At 64.5% G+C, this 23,976-nt stretch carries 11 protein-coding genes and 2 riboswitches; of the genes, 10 read left to right on the top strand and 1 reads right to left on the bottom strand.

Annotated features, from left to right (window positions below):
• The first annotated feature begins 308 nt into the window (after positions 1-308).
• Positions 309-405, top strand: a riboswitch (SAM riboswitch).
• Positions 406-411: 6 nt separating this feature from the next.
• On the top strand, positions 412-1,749 hold the full coding sequence (locus JOF46_RS01260) for an acyl-CoA dehydrogenase family protein (RefSeq protein ID WP_209905660.1): 1,338 nt from the start codon (positions 412-414) through the stop codon (positions 1,747-1,749).
• Between the two features lie 81 nt (positions 1,750-1,830).
• The gene (locus JOF46_RS01255; RefSeq protein WP_209905659.1) at positions 1,831-3,234 is read left to right on the top strand and encodes an LLM class flavin-dependent oxidoreductase; all 1,404 of its coding nucleotides are present in this window, start codon (positions 1,831-1,833) and stop codon (positions 3,232-3,234) included.
• A gap of 71 nt (positions 3,235-3,305) precedes the next feature.
• Here JOF46_RS01255 and JOF46_RS01250 read toward each other — a convergent pair whose 3' ends face one another.
• Complete coding sequence (locus JOF46_RS01250; RefSeq protein ID WP_245347960.1) at positions 3,306-3,956, bottom strand: DUF1345 domain-containing protein; 651 nt, start codon at positions 3,954-3,956, stop codon at positions 3,306-3,308.
• A gap of 371 nt (positions 3,957-4,327) precedes the next feature.
• A riboswitch (SAM riboswitch) is annotated at positions 4,328-4,422 on the top strand.
• A gap of 105 nt (positions 4,423-4,527) precedes the next feature.
• On the opposite strand from JOF46_RS01250, the gene JOF46_RS01245 reads away from it, so the two are divergent.
• The 8 genes from JOF46_RS01245 to JOF46_RS01210 all read left to right on the top strand — a co-directional run bounded on the left by JOF46_RS01245 (position 4,528) and on the right by JOF46_RS01210 (position 23,840).
• Positions 4,528-6,186 (top strand): ABC transporter substrate-binding protein, encoded by a 1,659-nt coding sequence (locus tag JOF46_RS01245; RefSeq protein ID WP_209905658.1) that lies wholly within the window; start codon positions 4,528-4,530, stop codon positions 6,184-6,186.
• A 6-nt stretch (positions 6,187-6,192) separates the two neighbouring features.
• Entirely contained in the window at positions 6,193-7,152 is a 960-nt protein-coding gene (locus tag JOF46_RS01240; protein WP_209905657.1) for an ABC transporter permease, read from the top strand.
• 18 nt (positions 7,153-7,170) lie between these two features.
• Positions 7,171-8,079: an ABC transporter permease gene (locus JOF46_RS01235; RefSeq protein ID WP_209905656.1), complete on the top strand. Its 909-nt coding sequence runs from the start codon at positions 7,171-7,173 to the stop codon at positions 8,077-8,079.
• 13 nt (positions 8,080-8,092) lie between these two features.
• The gene (locus tag JOF46_RS01230) at positions 8,093-9,730 is read left to right on the top strand and encodes a dipeptide ABC transporter ATP-binding protein (protein WP_209905655.1); all 1,638 of its coding nucleotides are present in this window, start codon (positions 8,093-8,095) and stop codon (positions 9,728-9,730) included.
• A gap of 47 nt (positions 9,731-9,777) precedes the next feature.
• Positions 9,778-11,013, top strand: coding sequence for an acyl-CoA dehydrogenase family protein (locus tag JOF46_RS01225; RefSeq protein WP_209905654.1), 1,236 nt, complete (start codon positions 9,778-9,780; stop codon positions 11,011-11,013).
• Complete coding sequence (locus JOF46_RS01220; protein WP_209905653.1) at positions 11,014-12,432, top strand: NtaA/DmoA family FMN-dependent monooxygenase; 1,419 nt, start codon at positions 11,014-11,016, stop codon at positions 12,430-12,432.
• A 127-nt stretch (positions 12,433-12,559) separates the two neighbouring features.
• Positions 12,560-12,988 carry a CoA-binding protein gene (locus JOF46_RS01215; protein WP_209905652.1) on the top strand — a complete coding sequence of 143 codons (429 nt, stop codon included), beginning with the start codon at positions 12,560-12,562 and terminating at the stop codon, positions 12,986-12,988.
• 442 nt (positions 12,989-13,430) lie between these two features.
• The gene (locus tag JOF46_RS01210) at positions 13,431-23,840 is read left to right on the top strand and encodes a DUF7927 domain-containing protein (protein WP_209905651.1); all 10,410 of its coding nucleotides are present in this window, start codon (positions 13,431-13,433) and stop codon (positions 23,838-23,840) included.
• The last annotated feature ends 136 nt before the right edge of the window (positions 23,841-23,976 follow it).

Raw genomic sequence — 23,976 nt, 5'->3', positions numbered from 1 at the left:
TCGAAAATTATCGAATGGCGGAAACGCTGCGAATCAGTGTTCCCGGTGCAGCTGGCACCCGGGAAGGACACTGGAAGTCTCATGCCACCATCCTATTTGCCAATGATTGTACGGCCGACGGGGTTTTTCGGCAGGTCCGAGGGATATTGGCAGATGCTTCGAATGAATGGCCTGAAGAACGCCGCACATCCGATGATTCCCGCGGGCCGGACTGAGTTGGTGGATCGCCATCCAGCCGGTGGCGCAGGGCCCAATTGTGACGATCCGAGTTGTCACCCCTGCGCCGCGGCGTGTAGAAATATGACCAACAACCATCCAGAGCGGCCGAGAGATCTGGCTCCATGACGCCGCAGCAACCCCTCCCCTTGATTGGGCGGTAGGTGCTCACGCCAGAACCGATGGAGAGAAATCATGGCTGTCGAGTCTTTCAACGATGCACACAATGTCGAAGCGGATCCGAACATTTTCGGGGCCGTCAATCTAGACGCGTTCACCGGCAACACCCCTGCCAGGCACCTGCTCAAGCTCACCCCCGGAGTCCCCAAGGACGGGCACTACGACGAGCTGGCCGCAATCTTCCGCCCGGTCTTCGCCAAGATCGCTGCCGGGGCCAGCGAGCGCGACGCGAACAGGACACTTCCCTTCGAGCCGGTCGGCTGGCTCAACCGCGAGCGCTTCGGGGCCCTGCGCATCCCGGCGGCCGAGGGCGGCTACGGGGCCAGCCTGCTGGATTTGTTCCGCCTGCTCATCGAACTGGGCGAGGCCGATTCGCAGGTCGCACACCTCTGGCGTTCGCACATCGGCTTCGTGGAATCCGTGCTGCAGCTCGAAGACGTCGCCCTGCGGCACCGCTGGGTCGAACGCATCGTTGCCGGACAGATCGTCGGCAATGCCTACACCGAACGTGGCGGAAACCGGTTGGGCACGCTGAATACGACCATCGCCAAGAATGGGGAGCGCTGGATCCTCAACGGCGAAAAATACTATTGCACCGGCACCATCTACGCCGACTGGGTCGCCGTCGCCGCGGCTCACCCCACCCGCGCCGGACGGCAGATCGCCGTGGTCTCCACCCAGCACTCCGGCGTGAAGATCTTTGATGATTGGGACGGCTTCGGCCAGCAGCTCACCGGGACCGGATCGACCACGTTCGAGAACGTCCCGGTCGACACTGTCCTTCCCGAGGAGCAGCAGATCAACGATCCGGAATCCGCGATCTTCCAGCTGGTGCTCCTGGCGGTACAGGCCGGGATCACCCGCGCGGCGCTCAACGACGTGCGCTCCGCCGTCCAGGCCCGCACCCGGTCGTTCAGCACCGGAACCGGGGTGCCGGTGCGCGAGGAGCCACAGGTCCTGCAGCTGGTCGGGGAGATTTCCGGCACCGCGTTCGCGGTTGATTCCATCGTCCTGGCGGCGGTTGCGGAGATCGAGGTCGCCCTGGCCGACACGTCGCTGAGCGCGGCCGAGCGCTTCGCGGTCTGCGAGCTCTCGGCGGACCGGGCCCAGGCCATCGTGCAACCGCTGGCGCTCTCCGCTGCGACCAAGCTCTTTGACGGGTTGGGCGCCTCGGCAACCGCCACGAGCTGCAACCTCGACCGGCACTGGCGCAACGCCCGCACCGTGGCCACGCACAACCCGGCGATCTACAAGTCGCGGATCATCGGCGACTACGAGGTCAACGGCGCGGCGCCCCAGCAGCTGAACGCCATCGGCGACGTCGGCCCGACCCCGGCCACCGCACTGCCCTAGGCATCCCGCCCCCAGAACCCACACCGCCGGCCCGTCCCGTACCGGACCGACAACCACCCGACACTCCCGCAAAGGACAACCATGAGCACGACGCCGGCCACACGCCAGATCCGATTCAACGCCTTCGACATGAACTGCGTGGGACACCAGTCCCCGGGTTTGTGGAAGCACCCCAAGGACCAGTCAGCCCGCTACAAGGACCTGTCCTACTGGACCGACCTGGCCAAGACCCTGGAAAAGGGCAAGTTCGACGGCATCTTCATCGCCGACGTGTTGGGCACCTATGACGTCTTCGGCGGCTCCAACGAGGTTCCGCTGCGTGCCGGCACCCAGGTCCCGGTCAACGACCCGTTCATGCTCGTCTCGGCCATGGCCTCGGTGACCGAGAACCTCGGCTTCGGCGTCACCGCCGGCACCGCCTATGAGCACCCGTACCCGTTTGCCCGCCGCCTGGCCACCCTTGACCACCTGACCAAGGGTCGCATCGGCTGGAACGTGGTCACCGGCTACCTGCCCTCCGCCGCCCGGAACATGGGCCAGGAAGACCAGCTCGAGCACGACGAGCGCTACAACCACGCCGACGAGTACATGGAGGTCGTGTACAAACTGCTCGAGGGCTCCTGGGAAGAGGACGCGGTGGTGCGCGACGCCGAGCGCGGCATCTTCACCGACCCGGCCAAGGTCCACGAGATCAAGCACGAGGGCAAGTACTTCAAGGTCCCGGGCATCGCGATCACCGAGCCCAGCCCGCAGCGCACCCCTGTCGTCTTCCAGGCGGGCACCTCGCCGCGCGGGCTGAAGTTCGCCTCGGAGAACGCCGAAGCCGTCTTCGTGACCTCCCCGACCAAGGAACTGCTCAAGGCCACCGTCACCAAGATCCGCGACGAGGTCGAGGCCGCCGGCCGCGACCGCTACGATGTGCGCATCTACGCCATGCAGACCATCATCACGGACGTGGACTCCGCAGCGGCCCAGGCAAAGTTCGAGGACTACAAGTCCTACGCCGACATCGACGGCGCCCTGGCCCTGATCTCGGGCTGGATGGGCATCGACCTGTCCACCTACGGTCCGGACGACGTCATTGGCGACAACGTGAAGTCCAACGCCATCCAGTCCTCCGTGGCGACCTTCCAGAAGGCCAGCGGGGACGCCGGGAACCCGTGGACGATCCGCCAGTTGGCCGAGTGGGTCGGCGTGGGCGGCTTCGGCCCGATCACCGTGGGCTCGCCGACCGAGGTCGCCGACAAGCTGATCGAGTGGGTGCAGGACACCGACGTGGACGGGTTCAACCTGGCCTACGCCATCACCCCGGGCACCTTCGAGGACATCGTCGAGTTCATCGTTCCCGAGCTGCAGGCCCGCGGTGCCTACCCGACCGATTACGTTGAGGGCACGCTGCGCAACAAGCTCTTCGGCAAGGGCGACCGGGTCCAGGACTCGCACCGCGCGGCCAACTACCGGTTCTCGAACGCCGAGGTCAAGTAAGTAATAGCGGGGCAAAGTTCCCTGCCGGTTGGGGAGGTGGCGCACCATGGATGCACCGCCTCCCCAGCCATTTACGCGGCAAGGCTGACCACCAGGTTGATGGTGGTGGCGAGGATTCCGGTGCCGAAGAGGAACGCCAGCAAGCTGTGGCGCAAGACCGCCGAGCGCATTTCACGCGTGGTGATGCTGGTGTCCGAGACCTGGTAGGTCATGCCCACGCTGAACGCCATGTAGGCGATGTCCGTGTATTGCGGGGCCTCGTCCTGGTTGAATTCGATGCCGCCCGGTGTGCCGCTGTAATAGATCATGGCGTAGCGCAGCGTGTAGAGCGTATGGACCATCAGCCACGACATCGCGGTGCAGGTCAGTGCCAGCAGTGCCAACGGCAACCTTGCGCCTCCGGCCAGGTCCCTGCTGCCGGCCATCACCATCACGACCGCGGCCAGCGAGCCGATGGCCGCGAAGAGGATCAGCAGGTCCGTGGTCTGGAATCCCGGGTCCTCCTCCTGTGCGTGGGCCGCGGTGCGGGCATGGTCCATGGGGGCAATGGTGATCCATACCCAGGCGTTGTAAATCAGCGCTGCCACGGTCCAGCCGACGGCCGGAGCGTAAACCCAGGCTCCCAGGAGGCCGGTCAATGCAGTGGCGGCGACTCCGCCGGCGAGCATGCCCAGAACGCGCAGCCTGCGGTGCCTGGCGCGCTGCGACAACGTGCTTTTCATGAACCGATCCAACCACGTTTGGGGCGCACCGGCATACGGTGGACCGCTGCCCGCAAGCGATGGCCGAGCATGGGATCTTGCGATTGGCAGGGTCCGTAACCATCAAGCGGCGAACTGGTCGGAGTGCTTTTCGGGGCGCTGAAATGCCGCCGATACCAGCGCTTCATTGTCAACATGACTCGATGATGACGCAAGCTTCCGGAAATCGGTGCGTCACAATCGGTCTTGTGACGTCCGGCGACTCGATTCAAGCCAGGAATCGACCCATTGCGTCGGTTTGTTTCACCGCGGGCCCCATTTCCTTGGTCATATCGAAGATCCTGCAACACACTTGAAGTGTTCGAAGTCGGCAACCAGCCACTTACGGGCACACACCATCCAGAGCGACTGAGAGACCTGGCTCGTTGACGTCGCAGCAACCACTCCCGTCACGGGGAGCCGGTGCTACCGCCAGGACCGATGGAGATAGCCAAACTCTGCGCGGTCCACCGAATACCGTCATGCCCCACGCGGTATCCGATTGACCAGCCATGTCGCGGCGTTCCTCGGGTGAACCGAGAGGGAAATACTCATGGGCAACACCAACCCACCGGCCAAGCGACGTATTCGCGCCAGCCTCAGCGTCAAGATTCTTACGGTACTTTCCGTCGCCACCCTTGCACTGAGCGCGTGCGGGTCCGGAGCCCCAGCAACGGGCAACGCGGCCGGCCCGGTCAGCACCGAGCCGGTGCAGGGAGGAACCTTCGTCTACGCGGAGGTCGCCCCGATCAACAACTGGCAGACCCAGGCCGCACGCTTCTACGAGAAGTCCAACGTCCTCAACAGCGTGCTGGACCGCCTGACCTATTTCGACACGGAATCGGGAAAGCTCGTAAGCTGGATCGCCTCCGAGTTCAGCGCCAGCAAGGACCAGACCGAATTCACCTTCACCATCCGTGACGGCGTGACCTTCTCCGACGGAACTCCGCTCGATGCCAAGGCCGTGAAGGAAAACCTTGACGCGCTTGGGCTGGGGATCAAGGACGCGCAGGTCGCACCGAACGTCGACTTCGCCTCCTACAAGTCCTCGAAGGTCGTGGGAAAGAACCAGGTCAAGGTCACGCTCAAGGCACCGGACGCCAACTTCCTGCGCGCCACTTCGTCAGTCACTGCGGGCCTGGTTTCCCCGGCAACACTGAAGCTGGACAATGCCGGACAGTCGGCGATCGCGAAGATCATCGGATCCGGCCCGTTCGTCTTTGAATCCGAAAAGACCGACGAGGAAGTCACCTTCGCCAAGCGCGCCGACTACAAGTGGGCACCGGAAACGGCCCCCAACCAGGGCGCCGCATACCTGGACAAGCTCGTGGTGAAGTACCTGCCCGAGGTCGCCCACCGCGCCGGCGCCGTGCAAACCGGGCAGGTCGACCTGGTGCGCGGACTCCAGCCCGTGGACGAGCAGGCACTCAAGAGCAGCGGCGACCAGGTCCTTCCGGCCCAGGGCGTCGACCTGACCACGAACATGGCAGCGGTGCGCATCGGCAACGGCAAGCTCGCCGATGCCAAGGTGCGCCAGGCACTCCAGGTCGGCATCGACCGCCAGTCCATCAAGGACACCGTGCTTTCCGACAGCTACGTCATCGCCGACTCCGTCCTGAACCACGCGGCACCCGGATTCATCGACCTGTCCGCGGACCTGGCCTACAACCCGGAAAAGTCCAAGGCCCTGCTCGACGAGGCAGGCTGGGTCGTCGGAGCCGACGGCGTCCGCGAGAAGGACGGCAAGAAGCTGGAACTCACCATCACCAGCTCGAACAACTCCGTCGTCATCAAGCCCGCCTTCGAATTGATCGAACAGCAGTGGCGCGAAATCGGCGTCAAGCTCATCAACCGCGCCGCCGACAACACCTTCCTGGCCACGGCCATGATCGATCCGAACATCGAGTTCTTCGGGACCCGCCAGTTTGCATACGGCGGACTGGGCCCGGTCTTCGGCCCGGCCAACAACACCCAGACGCTGAACGCCGACACCGAGCTCAACGCGCTGTTCGCCAAGGAACGCGCCGCCACCAGCGAAGCGGAGCACAAGGAACTGGTCGCCGAGGAACAGCGCCAGCTGGTCACCGAAAAGGCGCTGTCCCTCGTCTTGTGGGACGAAGTCCAGGTCTACGGCGGCAACTCCGACGCCCACGTTGAATTCACCTCCGGCACCGCCCCGATCTTCCAGGGCGCCTGGAAGACCGGAAAGTAGCCAACCATGGCCGCATACATCGCGCGACGCATCGGACAAGCCTTGCTCGTCATTTGGCTTGCCTACACCTTGGTCTTCCTGGCCGTGCAGCTGCTGCCAAATGACCCGGTAACGATCTTCCTTTCAGCCGATGCTGCGGCCGACCCGGCAACCATTGCCGCCATGAAGGCGCAGTACGGCTACGACCAGCCCTTGATCGTGCAGTACTTCAGCCAACTGGCCGGCCTCTTCACCGGGGACTTCGGCTACTCGCTGGCCTCGGGCCAGCCGGTTGCCGAACGCATCGGCGCCGTCGTCGGATCGACGCTGGTGCTGGCCTCCAGCGCCTTCGTCACCGCGGTCGTCTTCGCGGTGGTGCTGGTCGCCTCGGCCACGTTGGCACGCAAGGCGTGGCTGAAGCGGCTGGTGCTCAACCTGCCGCCGCTCTTCGCGGCGGTCCCGGTGTTCTGGCTGGGACTGGTGCTATTGCAGGTGCTGTCCATCAAGCTGGGAATCATGTCGCTGTTCCCGGACGGGTCCTTTGCCTCGATCGCCGTTCCGGTGCTCGTGCTGGCCATCCACGTCTCCGCCCCGATCGCCCAGGTGCTCCTCAAGAGCGTGGACAATGTGCACGCCCAGCCGTTCATCGACGTGCTGCGCGCCAAGGGTGCTTCGCCGTCGTGGATCTTCTTCCGCCACACCCTGAAGAACGCCGCGGCACCGGCCATGACCATCAGCGGGATCACCGTGGGAACGCTGCTTGCCGGATCCGTCATCACCGAGACGGTGTTCGCCCGCTCGGGCCTGGGCCAGGTCGTGCTGCAGTCGGTCACGGCGCAGGACGTCGCCCTGGTCCAGGGGCTCGTACTGCTCACGGCCACGGCATTCGTCGTGGTGAACCTGGTGGTCGACCTGCTTTACCCGCTGCTGGATCCGCGGATCCTCAAGAGTGGAACGCACGGGGCACCGCGCGCACTTGTGGCCTAGGAACGAACGGAGAAAACCATGAGCATCAAACTAGATGAACCGTTGACCCGGGTCGAGGCCCAGGACAACGTCCCGGTCGTTGCACCCCTCAAGGTGGACGAGGTTGCCGCGCCGAGGAAGAAGGCCGGCGCCCTTCGTTCCCCCGCCTTCTGGCTCACCTGCGCCCCGCTGGCCATGGTCCTGGGCTGGGCGCTGTTCCCGACGCTTTTCAGCGGATTCGACCCCATCAGCGGTGTTCCCGCGCAGAAGTTCCAGGCTCCCGGTGCCGAACACTGGTTCGGCACCGACCACCTGGGAAGGGACGTGTTTGCCCGGGTGGTCCATGGAACCAGCCAGACCCTGTTGACCGCGGGACTGGCCGTGTCCATCGGCCTCGTGGTGGGAACCGGCCTGGGCCTGTTGGCCGCAACCGCGGGACGTGCCGCCGACGCCGTGACCATGCGCCTGATCGACGTGCTGCTTGCCGTCCCGGGCTTCCTGGTGTCGCTGATCATCGTCACCGCCTTTGCGCCGGGACCGATCTCCCTGGGCATCGGCGTGGGCATCGCCTCCATCGCATCCTTCGCCCGCGTCGTCCGCTCCGAGGTGCTGCGGGTGCGCAGCCTTGACTACGTCGAAGCCGCGTTCATGAACGGCGGGACCTACTGGTCGGTGGTCTTCAAGCACATCCTGCCCAACTCCTGCGGCCCGGTCCTGGCGCTGCTGGCCGTGGACCTCGGGGTTGCCATCCTGGCGATCTCCGGGCTCGGCTTCCTGGGCTTCGGGTCCCCGCCGCCGACCCCCGAATGGGGCCTGCTCATCGCCGAGGGACGCCAATACCTCGCCTCGGCCTGGTGGCTCACGACCCTTCCGGGCGTGGTCATCGTCGCGGTGGTCATCCTGCTTGCGGGACTCGGCCGCCAGCTCCACAAGATCTTCCGTTTCTAGCCAGGAGAACAGCATGAGCACCATCGACTCGGCACCAGCATTGCTGGATATCCGCGGGCTGAGCATCACCTACGGCCACGGCGACGAAGCGGTCGTCGCCGCGGAGAACATCGACCTCGCCCTCAGGCCCGGGGAAATCGTTGCCCTGGTCGGCGAATCGGGTTCGGGCAAGTCCACCCTGTCCAAGGCCATCATCGGCTTGCTTCCCGAATCCGCAAGGATCCTGGACGGCAGCATCGACCTGGCCGGCGGGAACCTCCTGGACATGGCGGCCAAGGAGCTGGAATCGATCCGCGGCCGGCGTATCGGCATGGTCCCGCAGGATCCGGGAGCTTCACTGGACCCGGTGAAGACCGTGGGATCCCAGATCTCCGAGGTCTTCCGCCTGCACCCGCAGGGCCGCAAGCGCTCCAAGGCGCAGCTGCGCGCCGAAGTCATCCGGCTGCTGGAACTGGTCGGGATCGACACCCCGGAACAGCGCATCGGCCAGTACCCGCACGAGCTTTCGGGCGGTCTGAAGCAGCGGGTGCTCATTGCCATTGCCTTCGCGCTGGAGCCCGAGCTGCTGATTGCCGACGAGCCCACCTCCGCCCTGGACGTCACGGTCCAGCAGACGATCCTGGAGGTCTTCACCAAGCTGGCGCGGGAGCTCGGAACCGCTGTCATCTTCGTGACCCACGACCTCGCCGTGGCCACGGACATCGCCGACCGCATCGTTGTCATGCAGCACGGGCGGATCCGCGAGGACCGCCCGGTGCGTGAGATCCTGCGGGCACCCGAAGACCCCTACACCCGAATGCTGCTCACCGAGGCCACCGCCTCGGGCGACGGATCACGGACCACCGGCGATGCACGCGGCATCGAGGTCCCGGCCATCGAGGTGGCGGGCCTGGGCAAGATCTTCGGCAGCGGGAAAACCGAACGCGCGGCCGTGGACGAGGTTTCGTTCGCGGTGCGCCCCGGCACGACCTTCTCCCTGGTGGGCGAGTCCGGTTCCGGGAAATCCACGACCGCGCGGATGATCATGAGGCTGTTGGAGCCCACCGCCGGAATCGTGAAAATCCACGGACAGGACGTCACCCACGTGCGCGGGGCCGCCAAGCGCGAACTCTGGCGCAGCCTGCAGCTGGTGTACCAAAACCCGGATTCGGCCCTGGACCCGCGCTACTCGGTGTCCCGGATCATCAGCGAACCGCTGGAAAACTACAAGGTCGGCAGCAAGGCCGAACGCAGGATCCGGGTGGCCGAGCTGCTGGACGCGGTCAACCTGCCCAGCCGCATGGCCGCATTGGGTGCCAAGGAACTCTCCGGCGGGCAGCGCCAACGCGTGGCCATTGCCCGGGCGCTGGCACTGGGTGCCAAGACGCTCGTGCTGGACGAGGCCCTTTCCGCACTCGACGTCCTGACCCAGGCGCAGATCCTGGCGCTCCTGGAAGATCTCCAGATCAACCAGGGCCTGTCCTACCTCTTTATTTCCCACGACCTGCATGTGGTCGAACGCATTTCCCACGATGTGGGAGTCATGCGCCAAGGCCGGCTGGTCGAGGTCGGGGCGGCGGCACAGGTCCTGAACAGTCCCGCCAGCGAATACACCAGGCTCCTGCTGGATTCGAACCCCGGGGCGCTGCTGCGCGAGATGGCAACGAATTAGGCCTTGGACAACAATTTCTTGAAACTCATGGATGCAAAGGAAGACAAATGAGTGCAACGTACGTGAAGGAACGAACAGCCGAAGCCCGCTACGCGGAGCTGAGCGCGCGCTTTGCCCCGGTGTTTGAGCGCATCGCCGAAGGCACCGTGGAGCGCGAAAACGACCACGTGTTGCCCTTTGAACCAGTGAAGTGGCTCAAGGACGCGGGCTTCACCACGCTTCGGGTCCCGGCAGCCTACGGTGGGGAACCCGTCAGCCACGAGCACCTCTTCCGGCTGATCGTGGAACTTTCCGCGGCCGACTCCAACGTCGGGCACCTGTTGCGCTCGCACTTCTCCTTTGTCGAAACCATTGCCCTGCAGCCCGAGGAATTCCGGCTCCGTTGGTTCCCGCGGGTGCTTGCCGGCGAGATTTTCGGCAATGCGGCCACCGAGAAGGGCGGCAACGCCCTGGGCACGACCAACACCAAGCTCCGCGAGGAAAACGGCCAGTGGCTGCTCAACGGGGAAAAGTACTACACGACCGGGTCGATCTTTGCCGACTGGGTCGTGGTCATGGCCAGCACCGAAGGCGTCGAGGGCCGTCAGTACGCCATCGTGCGCGCCGACGACGCCAAGGTCCGGATCATTGACGACTGGGATGGCTTCGGCCAGCCCCTGACGGGAACCGGCACCGCGATCTTTGATGACGTCGTGGTCGAATTCGAGGACATCATCGCGCGCAAGGTTTCCTCCACGCTCGAGCCCGCCTTCTTCCAGCTGTCGCTGCTGAGCGTGCTGGCCGGCATCGGCCGCGCTGCGCTGGCGGATGCGGCACTGCTGGTGCGCGAGCGCACCCGGACCTTCAACACCGGTTCCGGGGACCTGTTCCGCAACGACCCGCTGATCCAGGAAAAGGTCGGCCGCATCGCCGCGGCCGTCTACGCGGCCGACGCGATCGTCTTCGCCGCCGCCCGCGACCTAGATGCCGCGGTCGACACCTCGCTGGGTCTGGATCCGACGGCTGCCTTTATCCGCGCGGAGCTTGCCGTGCAGCAGGCACACGTGAGCGTCCCGAAACTGGTGCTGGATGCAACCAGCGAACTTTTTGACGTCACCGGTGCTTCCTCGGTGTCGCGCGGCAAGTCCCTGGACCGGCACTGGCGCAACGCCCGCACCGTCGCGACCCACAATCCCGTGGCCTTCAAGGCCCGCTCGGTGGGCGACTACTACATCAACGGCACCATTCCCACCGGGCTGCACTCCATCGGGGACGCCAAGGATTCGAAATCGGAGAGCAAGTAAATGGGTACCTTTGATGCGCGTCCACGGCTGCTGCTGAGCGCCTTCCTGATGAACACCCCGAGCCACATCCTCGGCGGCCAATGGCGCCATCCCGAGGCCCAGCAGCACCGCTTCAACGAGCTGAAGCTGTGGGTCGACCTGGCCAAGCAGCTCGAGGACGCGAAGTTCGACAACATGTTCTTTGCCGACGTCGTGGGACTGTATGGCAACCACGAGGGCGGGTGGGCCTCGATGGTCCGCAAGGGCATGCAGGTTCCCTCGCACGACCCGCTGGTGCTGCTCTCGGCGCTCGCCGCGACCACCAGCGACATCGGCCTGGCGATGACCAGCTCGGTGGTGCAGGCCTCGCCGTTCCAGTTCGCGCGCCAGCTCTCCACCCTTGACCACATCTCCAACGGACGCGTTGCGTGGAACATCGTGACCAGCGTGCTGGAGAACTCGCACCGCAACTTCGGCGCCGCGGGCCTGGCCGCCCACGACGACCGGTACGACTGGGCCGACGAATACGTCGAGGCCACCTACAAGTTGTGGGAGGGTTCCTGGGAAGACGACGCACTTCTTGCCGACAAGGAATCGGGGCTCTTTGCCGACCCGGCCAAGGTCAACAAGATCCACCACCAGGGCAAGCGCTACTCCATCGAGGGCCCGCACACCGCCCTGCCAAGCCCGCAGCGCACCCCGTTCCTGTTTCAGGCGGGCTCCTCCGCGCGCGGCAAGCAGTTCGCTGCCCAGCATGCGGAAGCGACCTTCCTCTTTGCCCCGCACCCGGAGTACGTGGCCAAGCAGGTGGGCAAGATCCGCGAGCTCGAGGCCGCTGCAGGCCGCGCCAAGGGAGACGTGAAGGTCTTTGCGGGACTGTCCTTCGTGGTCGGCAGCACCGAGGAGGAAGCCAAGCGCAAGGAAGCAGAGTACGACGAGTACCTGGACCTCGACGCAATCGTTGCCCACATCGGTGGCGGCATCGGGATCGACCTGGGCGGCCTGGACCTGGACACCCCGCTGGGGGATGTACAGACCGAGGGGGCCCGCGGCGTCCTCGAGGCGGCCATTGCCTCGGTGCCGGGAGGCAAGCCCACCATTGGCGACCTGGCACGCTACCGGGCCAAGGCCCAGCAGATCTCCGGCACCCCGGAACAGATCGTGGACGAGATCGAACGCTGGCAGGACGCCGGCATGGACGGGCTCAACATCATGAACCAGATCCTGCCCGGCTCCTACACCGACTTCATCGACGGCATCCTGCCCGAGCTGCACAAGCGCGGACTGGCGCAGACCGAGTACGCCCCGGGAACCCTGCGTGAGAAGGTCTTCGGCCGCGGTGCCCGCCTCGAGGAATCCCATCCGGCGGCGCGTTTCCGTGGCGCCTTCACGGAGCACTCGGCGGCTAACACCGAGCAGGCGCTGGAGCGCTCACTCTAGATCGCATCGGGCGGCCCCGGAGATGCGGGGAGCCGGAAGGGCACTTGACCTTTTGGCTCCCCTGTCGCGTCTTGGCGACGCATCGACTTTGGGCCAAGACCCAGAATATGGCGGTAACGTAGGGAACATGAGCAACGAAGTTGGCCAACGCCACGTCAACGACCCGGCGGTAGTTCGCCGGCTCCTGCAAACCCCCGCGCGATGGGCAGTGGTCGGACTGACCAACAACCCGCGGCGCGTGGCACCGGGGGTCTCGTACTTTCTGCAGGAGCAACTCGGGATGGAAGTCATCCCTGTATCCCTCAGCGGCGAGGAAGTCCTGGGCAACACCGGATACAAGCGGTTGGCGGATATTCCGGGGCACATCGCCGTCGTTGACTGCTTTGTGAACTCGCAAAAAGTCGGCGACATTGTTGACCAGGCGATCGCCGTCGGAGCGGATGCACTCTGGCTGCAACTCGGTGTCATTGACGAATCGGCAGCCGCACGTGCCAAGGCAGCCGGGCTGGAAGTCGTGATGGACACCTGCCCCAAGATCGAGTATCCATTCCTCTGAATTCGACCGAAAATAGATATTCCATTGGTTGTAGTAGACGTGGAACACATTGTGTGATTAGAATGTCGGCAGCACAAGCAACACAAAATTGGGTGCTGGGGACCCAATAAATACTGGGGGAAGTTTGAACTTGGGGTTTGAACTTATCTAACGGATCGGCTGGGGCCGTTCCGTAAACGGTGCTTATTGCGTGGTTGTCGCGCCCCTTGGGGTAATTGGGGTAATTAAAGTGTTCGGCAAAATTGGGGATAATGCTGCACGGATTCCAAAGGGTCACCGCGCGATGCGCAGTGGCTCTTTTTTGGCATCCATTTGGAGGAACGGTGTCGTCCGTTCAACCGTTGGTGCCAGCGCAACGACGGCGCTCGTTGCGACGATGATGTTTGGCGGTGGTGGATTCAATCCCGCCGCAGCCGCGCCAGCCGATAACCAAGACACCGCCGTGGAGCAGCAACTGCTCGACGCGGTGAAGGACGGCGAAACGACGGTCGAATCGGACGCGTCGAAGAAGGAATCCGTGGCCGCCGCCACGGAAGAGAAGGCTGCGGAAGGACCTGCCGAGGGCACCGAACCGCCCGCGGCCGAGAAGGTCGCCGAACCGCAGGAGTCCGCGGCCCCCAAGTCCGAAGCTCCAGTGACAAAGAAGCCCCTTGAGACGAAGACGTCGCCGGCCCCCGCGAACGAAGCTCCCAAGAAGACCGAAGCACCGGCAGCTGAATCGAAGGAGTCCCTGGCAAAGGAAGAACCCGTCGTGGCCGCCCTCGCCGGAGTTGCCGGCGTTTGCGACACGAACCTCAACACCGGCAAGATTGATTCGTTCATGCAACGCTCCGACACCACGGAATTTGCCAACGGCAATCTGTCCAAGGGCCTGTACGAAGGAGGCTACGTCCACCAGCGGGTTGAATTCATCAACATGGCATCGGGCGAGAACGAGTTCGTTTTTAATTACCGGGTCAAGAAAGCTGGCACATGGGCCTACGACTTCATCGACCAGTACTCAATGACCGGCGGTACCATCACCAATATCCAGGTGATCGAGGGGTCCGGAGGCGAACGCGAAGACACCGTCAAACTCACCTTTGATGCAACTTCGTCCTCGGTTACCCTCCTCTTCAGCGCACACATAGCTTCGGAACTTGACCATGGGTCGGTCACCGGCGCCTCATCGATCAGTGGTTCCCCCTATCACGTGTCGTTGTCAACGCTGAATTGCGCTGAAACGGGAAGGATGGACAACCAGATCTCGGCGAGCGACGTCCAAGCCGGCTTCGTGACGATCATCAAGGACGCCGTCCCAGCAGATGGCACCGACTTTTCGTTCTTGCTGAAGTCCGCGAAGACCGGGGATACGGTTGCGTTTGATCTGGACGACAGCGCAACCTCGGACTCCGGAGCAACGGACCTTCCGGACAGCGTCACCTACACGGTGGCACCGGGAGGGGTCAGCATTTCTGAAGGGGACCTTTCCGCCGGTTGGAACCTCACCGACCTGACCTGCACCGGAGTCACCCCGACGATCGACATGTCAGCACGCACTGCTTCATTCAATCTGGCGGACAATGCCAAAGTTGCCTGTACGTTCCTCAACAGCAAGACGACATACAAGGATCTTGCGGTCTCCAAGACGGCCAAGCCCAGGTTCGACCGCGACTACGACTGGACCATCGACAAGAACCTTGCCACCGGCCAGGATGCCAGCGTGAAGTCGCCGACGACGAACGTCAGTGTCGACTACAGCGTGTTGGTCAAGGCCAGTGCTCCGAAGGACAGCAACTTTGTCGTCGACGGTGTCATCACCGTCGAGAACAGCAACTCCGCCGCGATCAACGGCGTGACGTTGAGCGACAGCCTCCCCGGCGCGCAATGTGCCATCGAAACAGCCGGCGGCACCGCCGTTACCGGCCCGATCTCGATTCCGAACGGCACGACGAACTTCAACTACACCTGTGAGATGCCGACCGGAACCACGGCTGCAACCTCGGGAACAAACACCGTCAAGGCCAACTGGGACGCAGCATCCTACTTCGGGACGGATGGCGAAGCCAGCGCCACCAAGGACTTCACCTTCGCAGGTGTGGAACCCACCGTCACCGATGACAAGGTCACCGTCACGGACAACAACTTTGACCTGAGCACCCTTCCGGACGGAAACCAGGTCACCGCGGCGCAATCATCGAAGACGTTCAACTACTCCATCAAGTGGCCAGGGGTCTCCGGCGAATGCACGGCCTACGACAACACCGCAACCTACAAGGAAGCCGACGGCGGCACCGGAAGCGATTCGGCTTCGGTCCAGGTGTGCATCGGTGCCAACCTGGAAGTCACCAAAAACGTCCAGGGAAGCTTCAACCGGGCCTACTCCTGGAAGATCGACAAGACCCCGCTGCTGAACGGCCAGCCGGTTGAGGACAACACGAAGTACACCACCAATGCGAACGGCGAGGTCACCGTCGATTACCGGGTGACGGTGACGCCGCAGCCATACGTGGACAGCAACTGGGCCATGACCGGCACCATGACGGTGAAGAACCCGAACAAGTGGCAGGACGTTGCCGCAACCCTGACCGACGCGGTGGACGTGGGCGGCGACGCGGTATGTGCCGTGACCGGCCAGACCAACCCGGGCACCGGGACCGACCTGGACCCGACCAAGCCCGGATTCCAGACGGTCATCCCGGAGGACAGCTCCATCGAGTTCGACTACGCCTGTAAATTCGATTCGGAGCCCAGATACACGGGAACCAACACCGCCAGGGTTGACTGGAGCAAGGCCGAAGCCTCAACCCCCGGCGAGTTCGACGAGGGCGCCGCCGAGGTCACCGCTGGTTCGTGGACGCAGAGCCCATTGAACCAAAACGTGACCGTGACCGACGATGAGTTCACCTTTGACCCCGCATGGACCATTGACGGGGCCGACGGCACGAAGCCACAGTCCAAGGACTACGAGGTGACCTGGACGGTCCCGACGGCAGACGCCGGACAATGCGTACCGTTCACGAACACCGCCAAGGTTTCCGCCACTGAGGTCCTCGCATCCGATGACGCGACCATCCAGGCCTGCCTCCCGGCCGGCTTGAGCGTGTCGAAGACCGTGGCTGCAAGCTACGATCGCACCTACACGTGGGACATCGAAAAAACGGCCAAGACCGACGGGACCGTCAATGCGAGCCCCGAAGGAAAGGCGACGGTTGGCTACGACATCAACGTCACCGGCGAGGGCTACACGGACACCAAGTCCATGGGCGGCACCATCACGGTGGCCAACGCGAACCAGTTCGGCGGAGACGTCGAGACCACGGTTTCGGATAGCACGTCGCTGACAGGCCTGGTCTGCACCGTCGACGCCACCCAAGACGTGAACCTGAACGCTGCCGGCATTCAGGTCAACGTACCGCAGGCCACCCTGGTCGACGGGAACTGGATTCCCGGAACCACGACCGTGAACTACGCCTGTGATCCCAGCAATGTAGCCGAATCCGACTACGTCGGCGGAACCAATACCGCAAAGATTGCCTGGGCCGGCGGCGAAGCCACCAGCGAGGCGAAGCCCATCGAATTCAAGCCGGGTACGATCACCGACGAAACCGTCAAGGTATTCGACGACCAGGCGGCCCCCGGTGCCGAAGGCACCGAGGTGGGCACCATCTCCTGGGGCGAGGTCAAGGACAAGGCGACTCGATCCAAGGCGTTCCCGTACGAGCTGGAGCACGTAGTGGATCCCGGCACCTGCGGCACCTTCACCAACAAGGCCTGGCTCGAGCTTGAAGGCGACGGCTCGGAGAACCCCTCCGACGAAGCCACCGCCACCGTGTGTGACCAGGCAGGACTGCAGGTCTCCAAGACCGCCAAGGCATCCTTCGACCGCATCTACCAGTGGAACGTGACCAAGGACGTCGACAAGACCGAAAAGACGATCGCCCCGGATGGAAAGGCAACCTTCAACTACACCGTCAAGGCAGTCCCGAACGGCTTTGACGATTTTGACGAAACCCTGGACGGCACGATCACCCTGACCAACCCGAACCAGTTCGCCGACGGAGCGATCACCGCAACGCTCACGGACACGGTCAGCATCGGCAACGTGACCTGCGAAATCCAGGCCACCGACCACGACCCGACCACCGACGGACTGCAGGTCCTGGTCCCGGCCAATATCGGGCAAGACGACGGCATCGTCGTCTTGGACTACACGTGCACGGGCAAGCCCGCCAGCTACACGGGCAGCAACACGGTCGACGTGTCTTGGAAGGATGCGACCGGCACCCCGCAGTCGACCCAGGCAACGGCCAAGGTCGAGTACCTCCTCGACACCGAGTACGACAAGAACGTCCTGGTCTTCGACGACAAGGTCTACGAGACCGACTACCCCGAGCTGCTGGGCGAGGCCACCTGGAACAAGGACAAGGTACCCACGGCATTCACGTACGACCTGAAGTTCGAGGGAACCCCGGGGACCTGCACCGACTACACGAACACCGCGATCGTGACCGAGAAGGGCTGGAACCAGGCAACCCTGGACTCCGACAGCAAGGCCGTCACGGTCTGTGTCGAACAGGACCTGGTGGTCGATAAGACCGCCAAAGCCACCTACGACCGCGACTACAACTGGAACATTGAAAAGAAGGCCGACGAGACCTCCTTCAAGGTCGATGGGAACGGCAAAGTCACCGCGGGCTACAAGGTGACCGCCACCCAGGACGGCTACACGGATTCGAAGTGGAAGCTCACGGGCACCATCACGGTGGCCAACCCGAACGAGTTCGGTTCAATCACCGCCGATGTCACCGATGCCTTGAATGTTGAGGGCATCACCTGCTCCGTCGCTGAAGGCCAGGACGTGGTGGTCGCTGCCGGCAAGACGGCAACGCTCGACTACACCTGCGATGTTTCAGCCGGCGTGGCCGAAGCCGATTACACCGGCAAGATCACCAACACCGCGACGGCCACCTGGGGAGAGAGCCGCAGCGCCTCCAGCGGCCCGATCGACGCGAACTTCGCACTGGCCACGGAAACGGACACCGAGATCACGGTGACCGACGACCACTACGCCGAGAATGACGGCGTGCTGGGCACGGTGATCCGCGACCAGTCACCGAAGACCTTTGACTACAACGTTGATTGGCAGGGCGTTGCCGGCAGGTGCACCACCTTTACCAACACCGCCGTTCTCGAGGGCGACGACGACAACCCCGAAGGCAACGAATCATCCGCCGACATCGAAGTCTGCGTCGAGGACGGCCTGACCGTGGTCAAGACCGTCGATGCGGGCTTCACCCGCGACTACGACTGGGGCATCGACAAGCAGGTCGACCAGGGCAAGTTCACCGTTGACGGGAACGGCAAGGCCACCGCCAACTACACGGTCAAGGCGCTCCTGGACGGGCACAAGGACCAGGACTGGGCGATGACCGGTGTGATCACCGTGTTCAACCCGAACCAGCAGGAAGCGATCACCGTCGATGTCACCGACACCCCGGAGATCCCGGGAGCAATGTGTGCGGTGGCCAACGGCACCGGCGTGAATGTTCCCGCCGCCACCGGGTCGGAGGGCGTGGTCACCAACGGAAGCGCCACGGTGCAGTACAACTGCACCTTTGCCGACGAGGTCTTGGCTGACGACTACACGGGCAAGAAGAACCACACCACCGTCACCTGGAAGGGTGTCGACGGTATGGACCGCACCGTGACCAACAGCGCGCCGATCGTCTTCACGCAGACCGGCAGCATCGACGATTCCGTCACCGTCGTCGATGACAAGACCGTTCCCGGGGCCGAGCATGAACTGGGCACCGCGAGCGTGTCCGACGCTCCGAGGACGTTCGCCCCGTACCCGGTTGAACTCCAAGGCACTGCCGGGCAGTGCACCACCTACACCAACACCGCGGTGCTGAACGAGGAAACCGCGACCGACGGCAAGGACGCAAACAACAAGGCCAGCCAGGACGTGGAAGTCTGTGCCAAGGCCGGACTGCAGGTGGCCAAGGACGCCACCGCATCCTTCAACCGCCTGTTCACCTGGGACGTGGAGAAGTCCGCGAAGCCGTCGAAGCAGACTATCGCCCCGGACGGATTGGCCACGTTCGCCTACACGGTCACGGCCGAACCCAAGGAAAAGATCGACACCGGGTTCACGCTGGACGGCAAGATCACGCTGACCAACCCCAACCAATTCGCTGACGGTGCGATCACCGCAACCGTCACGGACACCGTGGGCATCGCCGGATTGGCTTGCGACATCACCAACCCCACGGATCATGATCCGGACAAGGCCGGATTCCAGGTCCTGGTGCCCGCGGGCACCGACGGCACCACCGACGGCACCGTGGAGCTGACGTACCACTGCGCCGGCACACCCGCCAGCTACAACGGCACCAATACCGTGCTCGTGACATGGACCGACGCAGCCGGGGAACCCGCTTCCGCCAAGAACACGGTCAATTTCGCCTACGAGGCCACCGTGACGGACGAGGACGTGCAGGTCTTTGACGACAAGGCCGGAACGGTTGGGGAACCGGTCCTGCTGGGCACCGCACACTGGATTGACGGGCCCACGACTTTTGACGCCTACGACCTGTCGTTCCCGGGCGTGCTGGGCACCTGCACCGACTACGCCAACACCGCGACCCTGGCCAGCATGGCCGGGGAGCCGAGGGCGATGGTGGCAACCGGGGAAACGAACATCCTGGCAACCGACGAGCAGACCGTCACGGTCTGTGTCGAGGCGGACCTGGATGTCTCCAAGGACGCCACGGCCAGCTACGACCGCGACTACGACTGGAAGATCGAGAAGCAGGTCGATGAGACCTCCTTCAACGTCGATGGCGAGGGCAAGGTCGTTGCCAACTACACCGTGACCGCAACGCAGGATGCACACACGGATTCGGGCTGGACGCTCGGTGGATCCATCACCGTCCACAACCCGAACGACTTCGGCTCGATCAGCGCCAACGTCACCGACGCCTTGAACGTCCCGGGCATCGCCTGCACGGTCAGCGGCGGTGCGGACGTGACGATCGCTGCCGGTGAGACGGCAACGCTCGACTACACCTGCGACGTTGCCGCCGGCGTGGACGAAGCCAAGTACGCCGGCTTCATCAAGAACACCGCGACCGCGACCTGGGGCGATGGCCGCAGCGCGTCCAGCGATCCGGTCGACGTGGACTTCACGCTCGATGGAACCACCGACTCCTCGGTCGACGTCTACGACGACTTGACCAACCCGGAAGCGGAGCCCGTGAAGCTGGGCACCGCGACCCTGGGCGGCGAGAACGTCTTCACCTACCCGCAGGAGCTGGTGGGCACGGCGGGCAAATGCACCACGTTCACCAACACCGCGGTGCTCAAGGAAAAGGCCGGCAGCGACGAGGACAACACCGATTCCGTGGCCGTCGAGGTCTGCGTGGAGAAGGGCATGACGGTCGTCAAGACAGTCAAGGCCGGATTCACCCGCGACTACGACTGGAGCATTGACAAGCAGGTCGACGAGACCGGCTTCACCGTTGACGGCAACGGCAAGGCGACCGCGAACTACACGGTCACCGCCAGCCTGGACGGGCATGCCGACCAGGACTGGACGATGTCCGGCACGATCGACGTGTTCAACCCGAACCAGCTGGGCGAGCTGGGCGTCGACATCAGCGATGCCACATCGGTTCCGGGCGCAACGTGCACCGTCGCCGGCGGCGGCACGGACGTGGTGGTCCCCGCGGCCACCGAAACGGACGGAACCGTCACCAGCGGCAAGACCACGGTCAGCTACGACTGCGTGTTCGAGGGCGAGCTGGCCGAGTCCGACTACTCGGGCCACACCAACACCGCCACGGTCACCTGGACCGGCGTTGACGGCCAGGACAACACCGCTTCCTTCGACGCCGACGTGCTGTTCACACAGACCGGCAGCATCGACGAGACGGTCAACGTCCTCGACGACAAGACGGTTCCGGGTGCCACCCACGACCTGGGCACCGTCAGCGTTGGAGACGACGAGGACGCCAGGACGTTCACCTACCCGGTGGAACTCGCAGGAGTCGCCGGACAGTGCACCACCTACACCAACAACGCGGTGCTCGAGGAAAGCACCGAGAACGGCCCCGCCGAGGCCATGTCGATGAGCGCCGCCGGCGACAACACCGACTCGACGGACGTCAGGATCTGCGCCAAGGAGGGCCTGTTGGTCACCAAGACCGCCGAGGCATCCTTCGACCGCGAATACCTGTGGGAGTTGGACAAGAAGGTCTCGGCCACCAAGGTCGCGATCGGCCTGGACGGGACGGCAACCTTCGACTACACGGTGGCCGCGACCCCGTCCGGCTTCGAGGACTCGAACCACGCGGTTTCCGGCACCATCACCCTGGAAAACCCGAACCAGTTCGCCGAGGGTGCCATCACGGCCACCGTCTCCGACAGCCTCGACATCCAGGGCGTGACCTGCCAGATCAACGCCGAGGACGCCGACGATACCTTTGACGGCCTGCAGGTTGAGGTCCCCGTGGGAACCGAAGGGAACCCGGGCGCCGTGGTCCTTGACTACACGTGCACCGGCACCCCCCAGGACATGGACTACACAGGCGCGAACACCGCCACCGCCACCTGGGCAAACGCCACTGGCGATAAGGTGTCCGCCACCGGCACGGCCGAGGTGAAATACGCAGAAGCCGGCTCCACCAACAAGGACCTTGAGGTCTTTGACGACAAGGCCGGAACCGTCGAGACCCCGGTGTCCCTGGGCACCGCGGACTGGAACTCCGACGGCGTTCCCACCCAGTTCACCTACCAGGTGATCTTCACGAACCCGAACCCGGATGCCCTGGACGGCACCTGCACCACCCACACCAACACCGCCACCTCCGTGGCAACCCACGATGCCAGCACCTCGGTCGAGGTCTGCGTGACGGTCGGGGCCTCGACGGTCGAAAAGACCGTCACCGGCACCCGGCAGAACGCCGATGGCACCTGGAACATCACCTACACGCTGGAGGTCACCAACAACGACGATGTCCAGGGCCGCTACTCGCTGGATGACACCCTGTCCTTCGGCGGAGACATCACGGTCACCGGCGCTTCGTGGACCGGCCCCGTGGCCGGCGACTCGGGCGCCTGGGACCTGGCGACCCCGGATTACACCGAGGTCCTGGCCACCGACAGGCTGATCGACGCCGGAGCCACCGAGGCCTACCAGGTCACGGTCACCGCAGACGTCGCGGCCGGTGTGGTGGGCACCGAGGCCGGCAACTGCGAACTGGTCGACGGCGAGGACGGCACCGGGTTCCTGAACTCGGCCACCATCACCGCCAACGGGCAGGACACAGAGGCGACGGCCTGCGCGGCACCGGTTGCCCCGAGCCTCGACAAGCAGGGACTTGGGTTGGTCCAGCATGAGGACGCCGACGGAAACTGGGACGGCACCTGGGACGCGAGCTACACGCTCATCGTCGCCAACCCGGCCACCGACGGCACGAGCGCGAACTATACGCTCACCGACACCCCGGCCTTCGCCGACGGCGTCACCGTCAACGACCGTTACGTCAGCTCCACCGACGTCGTGGTCAACGAGGGATGGCACGGCAAGGACTCCACCGACGACGTCGTGGTGGCGGACCAGGTCCTGGAATCGGGAGCTGTCCACACCTTCACGGTCATCGTCAACGTGTCCCTGACCTCCGCGATCAACGATGCGGACCGGGTATGCGGCGAGGGAGGCCACGGCCTGTTGAACACCGGTGTCCTCACCGCAGGGAACGAGTCCGATACGGACAGTGCCTGCCTGGAAATCCCGGCACCGAGCAGCAACGTCGTCAAGACGGCCGTCACGGCCGAGGAGAACGCGGATGGCAGCTGGGATGCGCACTACACGGTCGTGGTGAACAACACCTCGGACGTGGCAACCCGCTACAACCTCACCGACACGCTGCGCTTCGGCGACGGCATCACCGCCACCAGCGCCAACTGGACCCTGGAAGGCACCGACGAGGCCGGCAGCTGGGAGAACCCCGGCACGCAGACGAGCACGGTGCTGGCCACCGACCGCAACCTCGAGGCACGCGACTCCCACACCTACGTGGTGCACGTCGTCGCGGTCCTGGCGGACGGGGTCATCGGGTCCGAGGCCGGCACCTGCCAGCCCGAGGACACCAACACCGACGGCGGCTTCCTGAACGAGGCCACCCTGAGCGCCAACGGCAAAAGCACCGCATCCCGCGATTGCGAGACCCCGGTGAAGAACCCGCGCGGCTACTCGCTGGTGAAGACCTCGAACCCGGCCAGCGGCACCATCGTCTGGCCAGGGGACACCGTCAGCTACACCCTCACGGTGCGCAACACCGGCGAGTTCGTGTACACCGGGGCGGTCGTCACCGACGAGATGGCCGGTTGGCAGCACGCGGCAACCCTCGACGAGGGAAGCCTGCAGCTCAGTGGCGGCGAGTCTGCCATCGACGGCAGCAAGCTGGTGTGGACAGTGGGCGACCTGGCGGTCGGCGAGGAGAAGACCCTCACCTACTCCATCACGGTGGATGACGAGGCCTGGGACGAGATCCTGGTGAACGTGGCCACCGGCAACGGGGATGTCCCGCCGTCGAAGACCGTGCACCCGACCCCGGAGGAGCAGCACCTGCTGCCGGCGCCGCCGGTCATCGTGGTCCCGCCGGCGAATCCGGCACCGGTGGTCGTGGTCCCACCGGTGAATCCGGCGCCGGTCGTCGTGGTTCCGCCGCGCAAGCCGGTACCGCCGCTGGCGACCACGGGCGCGGATGACTCCACGCTGTGGATCCTGGGCTCCGGCGCACTGATCCTGCTCCTCGGGGCAGCATTCGTGGCAAGCTCCCGCCGCCGCAAGGGCGAGGGGAACTGACCCACAGGAAAAACCGAAGTTCGCGGTCGGCCTCTCCCCACTCGAGGGACGGGCCGACCGCGAACCCCTGTAGACCGGCCGGTCTTGCCACAACCCCCAGGTGGCAGGGCCGGCCACTTCCATACCCGGCGGGGCT

This window comes from Paeniglutamicibacter psychrophenolicus, from assembly GCF_017876575.1.
Taxonomy (GTDB): Bacteria; Actinomycetota; Actinomycetes; order Actinomycetales; family Micrococcaceae; genus Paeniglutamicibacter; species Paeniglutamicibacter psychrophenolicus.
The sequence above is the reverse complement of the archived record's forward strand: the minus strand, read 5'-3'. Positions and strand labels throughout refer to the sequence as shown.